This is a genomic window from Nanhaiella sioensis, from assembly GCF_046557775.1.
Lineage (GTDB): Bacteria > Bacillota > Bacilli > Bacillales > SM2101 > Nanhaiella > Nanhaiella sioensis.
Map to the genome: position 1 here is coordinate 1 of NZ_JBKAEG010000003.1, position 14,669 is coordinate 14,669.

Consider the following 14,669-nt stretch of genomic DNA (forward strand, 5'->3'; position numbering starts at 1 on the left):
TAACCACCTGGTTTCGCTTCTTTCATTTGTGCCACTCCTTTAAGTTAACCTAAACGACTTCCACCTGGTTCTGGAGTAATTGGGTCTAAATGATGCCCTCCAGGCTTTGGTTCAACTGGGTCTATATGATGCCCTCCAGGATTGATAGGATCTTTATTCATTTCATCCACCCTTTCAAATTAACCTATTGGTGCATTTTCATCTGTAAATGATCTTCCACCTATTGGAAGTGGTTCATCATCCAAACGATAACTGCCCGGTTTTAAATCGCTCATTCGTATCACCTCACACAGTTGTAATACTAATAAGTTCTATATTCTTCGTTTAATCCCTTTAATAAAAAGGAAAGCCTACCCGTGCAAGGATAGACTTCTCTGCCATTTTCTCTTATTCAATCGACTTACAATTATTTCACACTACCATAGTAACACCTTTAGAGTGGATATAAAATGCCCTCTTTTTGCCCTCCATTCCTTACAAGACAAATCTTATGCCATCAACCCCAAACATTAAGGAAGATAATTCTTTACAGGCATTGTTAATATCTTTATAAACGGTCCTATTATCGATGCAATTCTCTTTAGCTATCTGGTTTACAGTCTTTTTATCGTCAGAAATATACATGTAAAAAACTGTTTCATATCGTCTCATATCTTCTGGTTTATCTGAATCCTCACAACGGTTTTTATACAGGACAAACATTTGATTAATAAACTTGATCATTGCTAATGTCCTTTGTTTACTGCGCTTAATGCTCTCAACTGCTAACTCATCCGCACCATGTAGATCATCAATCAATAAATTATCATTCAATTGGTCAATGTCATCTTGTATATCCTTCGTGTGTAGTACAAAATTACGATAGTTCTTGATTAATATTTTGGTGTTTCGTAAACGCTTGTCGTACTTTTCTTTTTCTTCTTTCTTCTTTTGCTCTTCCATATATTCCATAGCAGCTTTGACGGCCATTTCTGTACTAATTTTGGTCACTTGCTCAATCAATGTCTGTTGGTTCATCTTTGTTTTACCCATTTGCTATCAACTCCAATCTCGCTTTCACGGCTTGTAATAGGGCATCTTGGCCCAACGCTTTGCCCTCAAGGGCTCTCATGACATCCTCGTCCACTGACCCCTCAGCAACTAAATGGTGCACCACAACACTGTTTTTCTGTCCTTGTCTATCTAGCCTTGCATTCGCTTGTTGGTACAACTCAAGGCTCCAGGTGAGGCCAAACCAAACGATGATATGGCCTCCTGCTTGAAGGTTCAACCCGTGCCCTGCAGAAGCCGGATGGGCTAACAGCATAGATATATTTCCTTTATTCCAATTCTCAATATCCTTTGATGTTTCTAGCTTTCTAGCATCTTTAAAATGCTCCTGTATTCTTGTTAGATCATGCTGATAAGAATAAAACACTAGAATGGGTTTACCGTTTGCAGCTTCTACAACATCCTCTAATGCCTTTAATTTTGCATCGTGGATCTCTTGGATGTTTCCATTTTCGTCATATACAGCACCATTTGCTAACTGTAAAAGCTTGTTTGAAAGGACGGCTGCTGTATCGGCTACCACATCACCTTCAGCAAATGGCAATAATAACTCTTTCTCTAGTTTTCTATAATGCGCCTTGGTTTTTGCAGATAACGGTATATTTATCACGTTGTTAATTCTTTCCGGCAGATCCAGCCAATCTTTTGCCTGCATACTGATACAAATATCTGAAAGCTTATTGTGTATATCCTGCTCAGCATCAGGACGTAACTTCCAACTATAGACAATATGGCCGTTTCGTTGATCCGGCTTAAAATATCGATCTCTGTACAATGTCATTGTTCTTCCTAATCGTTCACCTTGATCTAGTAAATAAATTTGTGGCCATAAGTCAATTAAACTGTTAGGTGCTGGTGTGCCTGTAAGGCCTACTATCCTTTTAATAAAAGGCCTCACTTTTCGCAATGCCTTAAACCGTCTTGCTTTTGGAGATTTAAAACTTGATAGTTCATCTATGACAACCATGTCAAACGGCCATTCAGCTTTATAATGTTCCACTAACCACTCAACATTCTCACGATTGATCACATATATGTCAGCTTTTTCATCTAAAGCTTTTAACCGTTTATCCTTTGCCCCTAATACTTTTGAAACTCTTAAATATTTTGTATGGTCCCATTTCTCTGTCTCACGGCTCCAGGTGTCCTCTGCTACTCGTTTAGGTGCAATAACTAATACTTTCGTAACCTCAAAATAGTTATGTAAAAGCTCAGTTATCGCTGTAAGAGTGCTAATCGTTTTCCCCATACCCATTTCCAAAAGCAGCCCTACAGCTTTAAGATTTAATATTCTTTCTATCGCAAATTGTTGGTAGTCATGCGCTCTAAATTCCATAGGCCACCTCCTGTATAAATTCATCTATCGCATTAAGAGAATCAAGCTTGTATACTTCAAAACCTAAATTCTCTAATTCTCGTTTTCGCTTTTTCTGTAAAGGTCTTAGTGGTTTACCTGGCGCTTTCATTTCAACAAAAACACATCTGCCTCCAGGTAATAGGACAATCCTATCCGGCACCCCTGCCTTTCCAGGTGACGTCCATTTCAACGCCTGACCTCCCACCTTCTCGACCTCTCTTTTCAATGTCCTTTCTAATTGGCTTTCTAGCATGTCTGGTATACCTCCCATTTCGTCTAGTTTCCACAGTTGCCATAAAACGCTCTCTCACACACGTATACGCTATATATGCGTTTATGCGTTTTATGTATATATGTGTATTCTTTTATACACTTACCTCTATAAGAAAGAATGGATACTATGGATACTAATAAAATAAAACCGTTGGGGCTGTAAGAGTTTTGGAGTATCCGTCCCTAGTAGCCATTCCCATTTTTTACGGATACTAAGGATACTTGAAAATCTATAAATGGTATGTTTATGAAAACTTTTACTTTTTAATGGATACCATGGATACGCCTATCAATGGATACTTTTTTAGGGCAAGGATACCGTTTTTCACCCTTATGGCAACCCTGTTTTAACTTCTTACAAATGCCCTTTGTATACCGTACAACTTCCCAAATTTCATTCTCCCTCTACTTTTTGTATAGGCTCCCCACCCTGACATTCTCCGCAAGATATCGTTAATCTCTTTTGATTGGGCAGGGTTCAGGTGCTTAGGATCACTCTCAAAGAGCTCTACCCATACCTCCATAGCACAAACACGGTCACGCTCTACTGTGCCCTCTTCTTGCTCTCCAAAGTCGCTCCCATGAATATATCTACGTCTTGCGCCTATATCCATATTGCTCCAGTTGGAAGGTAACGGCCTGTTTAAGTATTCCTGGATCACTCCATACTTTTCACTTTCTTCAGTGTGAAGCTTCTGCCTTTCCATAGCTTCTTCTTCAAGCTCTTTTGGTAGGTAGAGTGCTTCACCTTCCTTATAGGCTTCTTTTGCTTCAGCCCATATTTGATTTATCTCATGATCTGTCATATCATCCCATAGGGTTTTTTTACGCTTCTTTGCATTTACTGACACGGGCCAAAATCTTCTATTTCCCGTTTTATCTTTTAAAAAGGTAATATCATTCGTTGTTCCAAAGAACACGCATTGACGTTTAAATGTAGTCGTTTGCCTGCCATAAGCCACACGGTATATATCTTCACGTTTGGTTAAAAAGTGCTTGATTGCTTCAACATCTGCTTTCCTTGTGGCTGAGAGCTCGCCCATTTCAATGATCCATGCCCCCTGTAATTGCTCGTATGCCTCTTTTCCTTGTACTGTCGTTAGTGAGTCCGAAAACCAACTCTTTCCTAATTTATTAAGGATAAGACTCTTACCTACACCCTGGGAGCCCACAAGTGTAAGCATGTAATCAAATTTCACACCAGGATTCATGATCCTGGCTACTGCTGCCGTTAATGACTTACGTGTAACAGCTCTTGTATACGGGCTATCATCTGCCCCAAGATAATCAATCATGACAGTATCTAATCTTGGAAGGCCGTCCCACTCTAAACCGTTCAAGTATTCTCGTACTGGATGGAATTGGTGCCTTTTAAGAACCACTCCTATAGCATTTCTCACTTTAATTGATGAACTTATTCCGTAAACTTTCTCTAAGTAATGGAACAAAGCATCATCGTCCTGATCACTCCAGTATGTTTCTGCTTCAGTGTTTGCCCATGGCAGCTCTTCTAGGATCATAGGTCTGTTTGCAAACTCATTCATGGCAATTTTGCCTTTTAGTGAGGGATCATTCTCCAGGACAATTAATGCATTATCGATGGTGGAAAGGATTTCCCCTGATTTTCTATCTCGCTTCAATTTTTTAAGCCATTCCATATTAGAATCCTGGAAGTCCACGCCTGCTTCAGTGAGCTTTTCTTCACCTAATAACTGACTGACCTTTTCGTCTTTTCCTGCAAACTCAACCATGGCTTTATATGAAGGTAATTTTGTTACTGGCGTTCCTGGTTCTGCATCCTCGTCCCTAATCCCGTACTTATGCAGCCGGATTAAATCAAAAGCATTAACGAGCTTACCGCCTACTGGATCCGTCCCGTGATGGGAATAAGCAAATTTATCATCACTGTATAAGATAAGCCCTCCATTTGTGGATCCTTCTTTATACGTGTACCTGTTTTCTCCTGCAGGCTCATAAACATCTGTTAAAAATGACTCGATGGCTTCAGGAATGGAGTATGTACGGCAAAATGCCCCAACCATTCCTGGTTTTTCGTGTGGATCCCCTTGCTTATCTGCAAGCTTTTGGCGTGATTGCTGCTGCCTTGATGACTCCGGCCAATATGAAGGATCACTCCAATCTGGATAACGAGCTAAAACCTTATCCGGATCTAACCAAGGCTCGTCCTGGTATTCAAACATAAATTCCCCGTCTTTAGGTGTTGACGGCCAATACATGAGCCTGTGAGGTTGGTATGTTGTATCATCGAAAAAATCAACGCCTAAATCGGCTGCTATGCGCCTTGAAACGGCTTGGTACTCGTCAGGTGTGATTGGTCTACTTAGTGGGATAACGAGCCGTAGGCGTGGCGTTTTGGTACTATGCTTGTGTGTTGAATAGGCAGCACAGGCAAAGTCGTACATCATTTCAACTGAGGTCCATAAATCGCCTTTGATATAGTCAGCATCCAGTGTAAGAACTTGCCTCCATACGACTGCATCTGTTTTTCTTCTTCCACCTCTTAACGTACCCCCAACAAAGCCTCCTATATCCTTAATTTCGCCTTGTTGTGACTTAGGCATCTTCTTGTATTCTTGATAAGTTTCATGCGTTCTAGTAGTCTCAGAGAGACGTTTAATGAGATCTGACCATAACGTCTCTTTGTTTTTCCAATTAGTTTCTTTTCGGCTTTTTCCAGTAGCAATTGTAAGGGATCCATCGTATTGTAATTTTGGTGATTTTTCAGCACTCATAAGATCACTTCCCATCAATCTTCAAATAGTAGTTTTTCAATTTCGTTTTCCAAGTTACCAAGCCCATGCTTAAGGTTTTCACGTTCCCATGAGGTCGCACATGTAAGTTGGAGTATTAGATTGTGGTGATAATTTAGTAGAAAGTTCAACCGTTCATTTTTTGTCATGCTTGTTTCATTCCTTCCTGTATAACTGTCAAATACTCCCCGTTTTCTTTTAACTTATCTAGCTTTCTTTTCACTGAATTACGGCCTCTTCCCAAGGCGTTAGCAATTTCAATTCTTGAGGCTCCCCGGTAGTGCATCATAATGGCTGTTTCTTCTTCTCCAGGACTCCAGGGCAGATATTTATTTCGGTTTCTATCACTAGTGAACTCATGTTCAGTAGCTTCATAGGTTATCCATCGATGCCCACATAATGAACATAAACGGGATCTTTTAACTGTGTGTTTGTATGGACGGCTATCTGTTACTTTACTTTTACGGTCTAACACTCCACATCCAGGGCACTTCATCAAATCCCCCCATAGCCTACTGTAGTTTTTGCAATGGAAAGCTCTAGCTCTCTAACTTGTCCTATTAAATTGATTCTGTTACCTTTTTCATACGCTGCATACAATCCTCGGATTTCTTTCACCATCCTAGAAACTTGGACCTGACTGCAACCAAGCTCCTGGGCAATCTCAACCTGTTTTTTACACTCCAATCTTCCTTTTAACACTGTTTGTAATGGCGCTCTTAATGAGTTAATAAACTCTTGAACATATGCACTAGAAGTATCATCGTTACGTCCAATGAAATAATGAATTGTATCGGATGGCTCACCACAGTTTTTTGTCTCTTTTTCTAAGTAAACTGGAAAACAATTCTTTTTGTACTTCAATGCCTCAATTACTTGCGACTCACTTACATCTAACTTTGCTGCAATCTCTTCAACTGGAAGATCCACCATATCTTTTGTGATGTTTCCGGCTATAAATTTTAAATATGGAGGATATTTGGCTCCAAGGTTCGTTTCATGTATTGCCCTTCTAATTTCACCGGCTATACGTGGTGAGGCGTATGTTGAAAACTGAAACCCTAGCGAACTATCATAGTTTTCATATGCTTTCATTAATCCAATAGCGCCAATTTGTGCAAGATCATCAAACTCTAACCCTAGACGGCTTCCTCGTACTTTGAATTTATGGCAAATTTGATAAACAAGTTTCAAGTTTTGTTCTACTGCTTGGTCCCTTGTAATAGGACGCCCGTTGATTTCTTTTGTCATTTCCAAGTCCTTCAGCTCCTAGTCCTTTTTATAGTAGTTTGTCTCGTACCCATCGGCTGTAAGTGGTAGGTCAATCGCCCAGGGAATAGGCTGTCCCATGACCTCAGCTACATGGTCCACGGATCCTTGACCTATAGGCACATCCAGTATGGCTTCATCGTGTACATGGAATGTAATATCATACCCTGCTTCATCTAATCTGATTAACGACTCGGCCAAGCAATCACGGGCAGTAGCCTGGACAATATTCTCGACCAATTTTCCCCCGTATGTATTTAGCCGTGTCCACTTCCCTTGTTCTACTCCCTCATATGTGAGCGCTTGTTTGTTAAATCTTTCATCTGTTTTCAATTTTGGTCTTACATATGCTAAACGCCTTCCAGACGGTAGTTTTATAAATAAACAGCCTGATTCATAAGAAAATTCTATCCCGTGCTGTATTTGTACGGCTGTTTTTCCTCTCACAGCTCTAATGGCAGCCTTTTCTACTTCATACCAAAACTTAACTATATTTGGATTTGCGTTTCTCCATGATTTCACCAATTCCGGCAGCTCGTCCTCTTCAAGCCCCATATCAAGAGCGCCCATTTGAATCAATGCCCCTTTACCTCCCTGGTACCCCAAGGCCAATTCTGAAACCTTACCCTTTTGACGTAACGGGCTGCCTTTATCGATTGATTCAATTGGTACTTTAAACATCTGTGCTGCAGATGCTTCATATATTTTGCCGTGGGTTTTGAATACATCCATACGCCACATTTCACCAGCAAGCCAAGCAATGACACGGGCCTCAATGGCTGAGAAATCAGATACAATGAACCTGTTCCCTGGTGACGGTATAAACGCTGTCCTGATTAGTTGGGATAGAATGAATGGCACCTTATCAAAAAGAATATCTAGCATTTCATACTGCCCAGCTTTTAAGAGCTCTCTTGCTACATCTAAATCTGAGTCTGCTAGTTTGTTTTGTGGAAGATTTTGCACTTGTACGAGCCTTCCTGCCCATCGTCCTGTCCTATTGGCACCGTAAAATTGAAGGAGCCCACGGACACGATTATCAAGGCATAGCCCCCGTTCCATAGCTTGATATTTTTTAACAGAAGTCTTGGCCAACTCCTGACGAATTTTTAAAACTTGTTTTACTTTTTCATTTTTTGTCCCATCGATAAGCTTTGAAATGGCTTCTTTATTAAGGCTCTCAACTGCGAGCCCTTGGTCATGGATCCACGCTTTTAGTTGAGCCACACTGTTAGGGTTTTCTAAACCTGTGAGCTCCTTTGCTTCATCTAGTAATCTCTCTTGGTATGCCGTATCACATGATATGGCGTGATCTACGAGCTCTGTATCAATCACAATGCCCCTATCTATGATCCGTTGATCTAAGTGCCATAGTTTTTGTTCAAACTCTGAAGGCACAAACCCACTTAACTTATTTTTGATAGATCTCTCAACCTCAACGTCCTGGGCACAATAAGCCGTGTACTGTTCCCATTTGATAGGATCATGTTCAGGTAGGTTCCTGGTACGCTTGCCGTTTGCCTTTGTAGGCTTACAAGGCTTAGAAAAATATCGTATTAATGCCTTACCTGAAGCATCTTTTTGTGAGTCTAGGTTCATGGCCTTGGCCACCCCATCCAAATTACCAGGTAGCCCCATCGTTAATGCATGTACTGCAGTACAGCTCCACTGTTCAGGAGCCATATATCTATTTAAATGTTTTTCTAAACATGTGCGTTCAAAGTTAGCGTTGTAAGCCGTTTTTATAACTCCTGGATCAGTTAAAGCGAACCATACAGAAGTTGGTATTTTTTCACCATTAGCCAGGTCTATAATTTCTACTGGCCCATCATCAAATGCATAAGCAAAAATTAATATTTCAAAATCAGGCGCCTCTGCATATGCATAAACGCCTGATTTAATTAGATCAATACTGCTATAAGTTTCTATATCTATTGAAAGAGTTTCCATGGTACCTCTCCTTATTCTCTTGAACTATCATTAAGACCATTAGTTGTTATTTAACAAACTGTTGAGTAGTTTTGGGTAAATTTAAAACTAGTGATACAGGAGCACTATGTCGTCTTGATAGTGTAATTCCTTTTCTTTTCTGAATTAAATGATCTATAAGTTCTTCCATGCTCTCTTTTTTATTAAAATCGTAAAAGTTAAATGTTCGATCATGTGGACCGCACATGCCTTTATCGGTATCGATGATTGTATATTGAATACCTTCTTCTACTTCATGCGATGTAGCCACAATGTAATTTTCTTTTTTTGCTTGCACAATGAATGTGTCGGGGTTACTTTGTAAAAAGTAAACTTTATCTCCGACATTTAGTTTAGTTAATGATTCAATCATTTGTATTCCCCTTTCGCTAATTGACTCCGTTGCTATTAAGTTTCATAGTTTTATAACTTCCAATAAAGCAGCATTGGACTTCTCAACTTGTTTTAAATATGCTTCAAGATCACCAACGTTGTTTTTATCAATAAGTAGCTCATTAGCTTGTATGAACAGTAAGGCAGACAAAACGCTTCGTGCATAACCCTTAAATCTCCATTTGTTTAATGTTTCTTTGGATACAGGATTAAATACTTCCTCATAACGCTCAACAACTACATTCAATTTGTCGTATTCTTTAATACGGACATTTTCTATCTGCGATATAACTTTCTTTTCTTTTGTTTGCGCCATCTCCAATCCTCCTAATTGACTCCATGCTTCTTGTGTTTATTAAACATTTCTTACTTCGCAGTTAAGACACTCAGCTACATAATTAGCCCTACTTTCACTTTGGAAAACAATTGCATCTGCTCTAACGCAACTAGTATCTACTGTTTTTCTTTTCAAATCATAAGATTCTACATAGTCATAACCATCAAAAACTAAAATATATCCGCACATTTTTATCTCCCTTTCTATAAAAAAGGGGAAACTCTCGTCTCCCCTTTGATTTCATTATCCTAAGAAATCGTCCTCATCGTCTCCAGTATCAACTGCATCAAAATCATCTTCAGCACGACTACGGCCTCCTAGATAATCCCCATCTGCTAGTTTTTGAACGTTATTTAATCCGCAAGCAATCCCTTTATTTCCTGCTGTGTTGTAAGCGTAGAAGTTAAGTGAAGCCCTGCCATAGCAACCGCTATATACTTCCTGGGAATCCATGATCTGGTTTAACTGTGCATCAACAACACCTGGCGCTGTTTTTGAGCTTGCATTTAAGAAGTAATGCCCTGCGTATTCCTCTTGGTCAGGTCTTTCCTCGTCACCATCACGCAATGGCGTTTTCAAATTGCCTGGAATTTTGCCTCCCCACTTTGCAGATCCTGCTTGCTTTGCTGCATCTGTTGCCGCCTTGATCTTTTTAAGTGTTGCTTTGTCACTCTTAGGAATTAAAATTGAAACACTGTATTTTTCCTCCTGGCCCTCCATTGCATGAGGTTGGAAGATGTGAACATAACTTAAACGTACCTTTCCTGTAATTACCTTAGTATCTGTATTTGTAGTTGCCATATTTATCATTCTCCTTTTTATTTAAAGTCTGCTACTGCTGAATCAGTAGAATTTATTTCTGGTCTTTTATCACTCACTGGCGCTAGTGTTGGCTTACCTACTGGCTTAATAACTAAATCCCCTAACACTTGGCCAAATGCTTTTTTACCTATTTCTTTTTCCATTTTTGATAGCGTTAATAGTGACTTGTTGTAAATCTTCTCTTTTTCATAACCTTCTTCAAGTAATGCTTTAGCCACAGCCTCTTCATTTTTGTATTTACGATTGCTTCTGCCTTCAACTAGCTTGTACCCTGGGTATTTCACACCGTGATTTTCTGCTTGATCTAAAGCGTATTTCTTCACATCTTCAGCCCATTTTTGGATCTCAGATACTTTGGCCAAGACCTCAGCAACCTCTTCAGTGGAAAGTAGTTTTGAGTCCTTAAAGTCATGTCTTGCCAGCTCCAGGTTTTCTTCAGCTCGTTTTCTACAAGTGGATCTCGCTTTACAAAAACGGCAATGATCCCCTGCTACGAATTCCCCTTCACCATTTATGGCCATTTCAGCCCTTGGCTTCACGACTTCATCCGCCCAGGCTATTAAACTATCAACGGCCATTTCATCAGTTGAAATACTGTCTAAACGGGGTTGTACAATCGTCATACGGACCGTTTCTATGTCATACAAGAATCCGTATAATGTGAGTGCTCCAAGGGCATACAATCTAGCTTGTGAGTTATCTTCAGCAAATACTGGAACACCTTTCCCGTATTTCAGATCAATCACCTCAAGCACTCCATCAGCTACGATAACTACGTCACCAGTACCAAACCCATCCGGCACCCATGCGCTAAAATCCAACCTTTGTTCTATAGAAATAACAGCATCTTTTGTTTTGGCTTTTGCCTCGTTGATCCTCTCAATAACATGGTCCACATAGACTTGTACATAATCAGCCATTTCCTCTGAGTACCATTCACCTTTTTTCTTCTTGTTCAATCGCCTTGTTGCCGTTGATTTTGAAATCTGCCCTATGTATTTCATGAGGTGTATCTCTGAGAGTTCATGAGCAAATGTTCCTTCTTCAGCAAATTCACTAGTTTGATCAGGGAACTCTGTCTCTAATTGAGCACTTGGTGTACATGTGAGCCATCGTTTTGATCCTGAAGCACTTAGTAATGCATGTGCCCTTTCTGCATGTGCTGTACTCATTTAATTTCTTCTGCCTTCTGCAGTAGTTCAGCATATTTCTCTTTTGGCAATTGTGTAAGTTTCTTAACTCCATAGGATGTGAGCAGCGCTTTGACCTCTTCCTGTTTTCCACTCTGTGAGATATCGGATAACTTGGCCCTCACCACTTCCAGTGTTACTTTTGGCTGTTCTTCTTCTGTTTTTGGATCTTCTTCAGGAGCCGGATCCGGCTTCTTTACATTCTCTGTTTTTTCTTCCTTCTTAGTTGGTGCTGCAGTTGGTACCATTGCACCTTTACCTGTTAATGCTTCAGCTAATGCTTGAATGGCAGTTGCTAGTTCAGGTGCTTTTATATCAATTGTGATGTTCATTATTCATTCCTCCTATAATTTGGTCTTAGCTTTGGTATCTCTTCCCCACCCATTACCCTACAATCAGTCCCAAAACGTGAAGAGCACTCTTTGTAACGTCTGCATTTGGCCATACAGGTCATTAACTTGTCCTCCTTGACCATCCATTGAGTCCTGCTATCGGTTATTGTGACCACCCTAAACACCTCCTTTTTATTTAGCCCTAAAAGTCCTAACGTGGTTAAAAAAAATCTATTTAACTATTAAATCATCAATCGTTGTATCAAAAATAGTTGCTACCTTGTTAGCTCTATCTAGTGTGATGGGACTTTTCCCAAGTTCTATCTTTGATAATGCCGATGCAGTTAAACCTAACATTTTGGCTAGTTCACCTTGAGAAATTCCTCTAATCTTTCTGTGATACGCTATTTTATTTTCGAGCATAATTAATCACCTACTGTTATATGTTTTTGCAGGACTTTAAGGTCTGTTGTAACCAAAGTATATCTGCCCTATTAGTCCTGAGTCAACAATTTTTTTGATGAAAAAAAGACCAACTATTGTCCTATTAGGACATTATCTGCTACAATGGAGCTATCTTTATAAGGGCTACTGTCCTGAAAGGACTGACAAAAAAATTATGGATTATAACAAAATCGGTAAACACATTCGTGCTGCAAGAATGGCTAAGAATCTTACTCTTGAAGATGTTGGCCAAATGTTAGAAATGAATTATAGTAGTGTTGGTAAAATGGAAAGAGGCGAAAGACGGCCAACGCTTGATACAATTGAACAGCTCTCTATCATCTTTGATGTGACTATAGATTATTTACTTGCAAAAAGTGATGAACCTAAATTGACTGCAGAACAAAATAGTATAATTACTAAAGAAGCAATGGAGCTTTATGAAGTCATTGAATCTCTTCCTGAAAAAGAGAAAGATGAAATAATCAAAGAAGTTATAGGATATGTAAAAGTAAAATCGAATAAAGGCCTATAAGCTACCTGGTGGAACAGGTAGCTTTTTTATTTTCAATTGTTTGTGCTAGTTTAGTTGCTGTAGGCATACTTGCATTTTTGTTCTCTACTAATTTTTTTAGTGCGTCTAATAGTTCTGTATTCATTGAAAAACCCCCGTTATCTCTCTATTTTTTTCTTACAAGATCAGACCATGAATCTTCTCCTCTTAGATCAGGATCCCAATCCGTGTGTTTCCATTTTTCTTGATCCATAATCTCAAAGGCTTTTTCTGCAAGTTCGTCAATCTCTGTTTGTATTTTCTTTTGTGGGAATGGAATAATTTTCGCTTGTTGTTTTATTTTCTGCATTGACATGGCCACGATGATCACCTCTTGTATTTTTAAAAATTGACAAATTGTGATTTTTTTCAAAGATTGTCAACTTTTCGGTAAAAATGCGAAAGACGCAACCCGGTTAAGGGTTACGTCTTTCAAAATGATAACTTGTTATATTATTAAATTGTCTATTAACCGCCTGTTGGAACTGTACCGCCTGATTTCATCGTTACATCTTGTTTTGGTTTTACGATTTCTGTCTTTGTTTCTTCAACTTCTTCCGTGTTTGCAGCTGCCATACTTGGCGCAATCACTAACCCTAAACTCAAAGCCGCTGTCAATAATCCTTTTTTTAACATACTAGTCACCTGCTTTCTGCCTTATGAATGTTATAAAGACCTTTTACACCTGTTTCGCTTTCTCCTAATCGCAAGAGTGCTTGCATTGGAAAGAAACCATATAATTTATCATTTTGCTCTATTAATTCAGATAAAGATTTCCAATAGAATTCCCTATCTCCAGTTGCTAGGCCCCTCATGTAGTCTCGTAGAGGTTCTTGATAATCTTCTTCATCCTCCACTTGCTCCAGGAGGGTAAGCCCCTCTGCTGTATTACCTGATAAAATGTATTTAAAAGCAATATTTTGCTTGTGCTCTAACTCTTCCATAGGAACGTTAACGCCATGTACCAATTGGACAAAATGCATTTTCTTAACTATCTCTGAGACAACTTCAGGCCTGTCCATTTCTCTATAAATGTCAGCAGCCTTTTTAAAATATTGAACTGCTATTTCAAACTGATCTTGAATATTTCTCTCTGCCAATGTAATAGTAGCAAAGGCATTAAACCCTTTTCCTATTGAAAACCCTAGTGTTTGCAAAGCTAACTCTTCAGCTTCATCAAATCTTCCTGAACGTACATATATTGTCTGTAGAAATTCCCCTAAACGGACCCCAAAGGAAAAACGTAAATATGTATTTTCAACTTCTGCTATTATTTCTTTTAATTCTAGCATGTCATTTGAAATGTTCACGAAGTTTCTGTTGAAATTATCATTCTCAAGAGCTCTTAATGAGCGATATATCTCCAACTCTTTACAAGATGGTTCTATTTCCATGAGTTTAAGTTTAGTATACCAATCTGTTAATGATATCTTTCCTAGTTTTCTTTGAATACTCAGATAGTATAGGTCAGCCCACGCTTTTAACTCGTTCGATTCTTTTGCCTTTGACCAAAAATACTCACATAATCTTTGTAACTGGCCAAGAAAATTGTGCGTATCGCAGTACTCCATGGCGACCTTAACATTATCATAGTTTCTCAGTTCCCGAATGTAAAGTAACATTAGTTTTTCAACTTTAATCTTTTTAGAAAAAGTAGCTATATACTTTACAGCAGCAAGTATTTTTTCAAAGTCGCTCTCTCTAGTACCTTTTAAAACCTTTGAAAACGTAGTTTCATCAATGCCAAATTTCTCTGCTAATTCCTTTTGGCTTATCGGATATTTTTTAATCAATTTTTTAAATTCTGTGCCAAATTCTAAGGTGGAGGCTGCTGCGTCTCTAGTCATTGGTTTTCCTCCTTTTTTACTGTAAAAAAGCTAATCCCCACGCACACGCAAAGGATTAGCTCT

At 39.1% G+C, this 14,669-nt stretch carries 19 protein-coding genes; 1 reads left to right on the plus strand and 18 read right to left on the minus strand.

Annotation, left to right across the window (positions count from 1 at the left end; translation table 11 throughout):
* Positions 1-474: 474 nt before the first annotated feature.
* The 14 genes from V1503_RS24745 to V1503_RS24810 all read right to left on the minus strand — a co-directional run bounded on the left by V1503_RS24745 (position 475) and on the right by V1503_RS24810 (position 12,185).
* Positions 475-1,032, minus strand: coding sequence for a hypothetical protein (locus tag V1503_RS24745; RefSeq protein ID WP_410629960.1), 558 nt, complete (start codon positions 1,030-1,032; stop codon positions 475-477).
* Positions 1,025-2,386, minus strand: a complete 1,362-nt coding sequence (locus V1503_RS24750) for an SNF2-related protein (protein WP_410629962.1) — start codon at positions 2,384-2,386, stop codon at positions 1,025-1,027. Before V1503_RS24750 ends, V1503_RS24745 begins: the two co-directional genes overlap by 8 nt.
* On the minus strand, positions 2,376-2,660 hold the full coding sequence (locus V1503_RS24755) for a VRR-NUC domain-containing protein (RefSeq protein WP_410629964.1): 285 nt from the start codon (positions 2,658-2,660) through the stop codon (positions 2,376-2,378). The genes V1503_RS24750 and V1503_RS24755 overlap by 11 nt, the downstream gene beginning before the upstream one ends.
* Positions 2,661-3,027: 367 nt before the next feature.
* Positions 3,028-5,433, minus strand: a complete 2,406-nt coding sequence (locus V1503_RS24760) for a virulence-associated E family protein (protein WP_410629966.1) — start codon at positions 5,431-5,433, stop codon at positions 3,028-3,030.
* Positions 5,434-5,596: 163 nt separating this feature from the next.
* A complete protein-coding gene (locus tag V1503_RS24765) occupies positions 5,597-5,947 on the minus strand; it encodes an NrdR family transcriptional regulator (protein WP_410629968.1) in 351 nt (116 codons plus the stop codon).
* Positions 5,947-6,702, minus strand: coding sequence for a sigma-70 family RNA polymerase sigma factor (locus V1503_RS24770; RefSeq protein ID WP_410630040.1), 756 nt, complete (start codon positions 6,700-6,702; stop codon positions 5,947-5,949). The genes V1503_RS24765 and V1503_RS24770 overlap by 1 nt, the downstream gene beginning before the upstream one ends.
* 18 nt (positions 6,703-6,720) lie before the next feature.
* The gene (locus tag V1503_RS24775) at positions 6,721-8,670 is read right to left on the minus strand and encodes a DNA polymerase (protein ID WP_410629970.1); all 1,950 of its coding nucleotides are present in this window, start codon (positions 8,668-8,670) and stop codon (positions 6,721-6,723) included.
* A gap of 46 nt (positions 8,671-8,716) precedes the next feature.
* Positions 8,717-9,061, minus strand: a complete 345-nt coding sequence (locus tag V1503_RS24780) for a hypothetical protein (protein ID WP_410629972.1) — start codon at positions 9,059-9,061, stop codon at positions 8,717-8,719.
* Positions 9,062-9,103: 42 nt separating this feature from the next.
* Complete coding sequence (locus V1503_RS24785) at positions 9,104-9,397, minus strand: hypothetical protein (protein WP_410629973.1); 294 nt, start codon at positions 9,395-9,397, stop codon at positions 9,104-9,106.
* A gap of 39 nt (positions 9,398-9,436) precedes the next feature.
* Positions 9,437-9,607: a hypothetical protein gene (locus tag V1503_RS24790; protein WP_410629974.1), complete on the minus strand. Its 171-nt coding sequence runs from the start codon at positions 9,605-9,607 to the stop codon at positions 9,437-9,439.
* 54 nt (positions 9,608-9,661) lie between these two features.
* Positions 9,662-10,219 carry a DUF2815 family protein gene (locus V1503_RS24795; protein ID WP_410629976.1) on the minus strand — a complete coding sequence of 186 codons (558 nt, stop codon included), beginning with the start codon at positions 10,217-10,219 and terminating at the stop codon, positions 9,662-9,664.
* A 17-nt stretch (positions 10,220-10,236) separates the two neighbouring features.
* On the minus strand, positions 10,237-11,412 hold the full coding sequence (locus tag V1503_RS24800; protein WP_410629977.1) for a DUF2800 domain-containing protein: 1,176 nt from the start codon (positions 11,410-11,412) through the stop codon (positions 10,237-10,239).
* Positions 11,409-11,762, minus strand: a complete 354-nt coding sequence (locus V1503_RS24805) for a hypothetical protein (protein ID WP_410629979.1) — start codon at positions 11,760-11,762, stop codon at positions 11,409-11,411. The genes V1503_RS24800 and V1503_RS24805 overlap by 4 nt, the downstream gene beginning before the upstream one ends.
* Positions 11,763-11,993: 231 nt before the next feature.
* Complete coding sequence (locus V1503_RS24810; protein WP_410629980.1) at positions 11,994-12,185, minus strand: helix-turn-helix transcriptional regulator; 192 nt, start codon at positions 12,183-12,185, stop codon at positions 11,994-11,996.
* A 97-nt stretch (positions 12,186-12,282) separates the two neighbouring features.
* Here V1503_RS24810 and V1503_RS24815 point away from each other — a divergent pair, with 97 nt between their 5' ends.
* Positions 12,283-12,741 (plus strand): helix-turn-helix domain-containing protein, encoded by a 459-nt coding sequence (locus V1503_RS24815; RefSeq protein ID WP_410630041.1) that lies wholly within the window; start codon positions 12,283-12,285, stop codon positions 12,739-12,741.
* 1 nt (position 12,742) lies between these two features.
* On the opposite strand, the gene V1503_RS24820 is transcribed toward V1503_RS24815, so the two are convergent.
* The 4 genes from V1503_RS24820 to V1503_RS24835 form a co-directional block, all read right to left on the minus strand.
* Positions 12,743-12,865: a hypothetical protein gene (locus V1503_RS24820; RefSeq protein WP_410629982.1), complete on the minus strand. Its 123-nt coding sequence runs from the start codon at positions 12,863-12,865 to the stop codon at positions 12,743-12,745.
* 21 nt (positions 12,866-12,886) lie between these two features.
* Positions 12,887-13,081, minus strand: a complete 195-nt coding sequence (locus tag V1503_RS24825; RefSeq protein ID WP_410629984.1) for a hypothetical protein — start codon at positions 13,079-13,081, stop codon at positions 12,887-12,889.
* A 146-nt stretch (positions 13,082-13,227) separates the two neighbouring features.
* Complete coding sequence (locus V1503_RS24830; protein WP_410629986.1) at positions 13,228-13,395, minus strand: hypothetical protein; 168 nt, start codon at positions 13,393-13,395, stop codon at positions 13,228-13,230.
* Between the two features lie 5 nt (positions 13,396-13,400).
* On the minus strand, positions 13,401-14,606 hold the full coding sequence (locus V1503_RS24835) for an AimR family lysis-lysogeny pheromone receptor (protein WP_410629987.1): 1,206 nt from the start codon (positions 14,604-14,606) through the stop codon (positions 13,401-13,403).
* Between the last annotated feature and the right edge of the window lie 63 nt (positions 14,607-14,669).